This window comes from Neisseria sp. P0019.S003, assembly GCF_051957115.1.
Taxonomy (GTDB): Bacteria; Pseudomonadota; Gammaproteobacteria; order Burkholderiales; family Neisseriaceae; genus Neisseria; species Neisseria flavescens_D.
This window is the reverse complement of record NZ_JBQCWT010000065.1, coordinates 1-476: the sequence shown is the minus strand read 5'-3', so window position 1 is coordinate 476 and position 476 is coordinate 1. Positions and strand designations below refer to the sequence as shown.

Genomic DNA, 476 nt, shown 5'->3' with positions numbered 1-476 from the left:
GTGTCATGCCACCCATCACCATAAACCACAGCAACACAAACCAACAACATCCACAACAAAACAAAACCAAACCACACGCAACAAATCACAACCTCACCCCCAACAAAAAACAAACCCCACCCACAAAAACCCCCCACCACCCCCCAACAACAAAACCCACCACCCCAAACAACACAAACACAACCCAAAACCAACAACCCCAAGAAAACACAAAAAACACCCCAACAACCACCCCAACAAAAAACACCCAAAACAAAAACACCCAAACACAAACCAACCACACCAACACCACACACACCAACAACTACAAACAACCAACACACCCCACACAACCAAAACAAAAAACACCAGGCTTCGTCCAACGAGGGAATCCCGATGCAAATTAAGCAAATGAACCAATTGGAAAGTACGGCACTTTATATCGATACGACTATCCATACGGAGAAAAAAGAAGACTGGCGCAAGCTTTGACAGGA

General features: G+C 45.2%; 1 protein-coding gene. It reads left to right on the top strand.

The window, feature by feature from the left end:
* Positions 1-386 (top strand): hypothetical protein (locus ACTHTS_RS11100; protein WP_440370069.1); only part of this gene is annotated, 386 nt, incomplete at its 5' end.
* Positions 387-476: the final 90 nt, after the last annotated feature.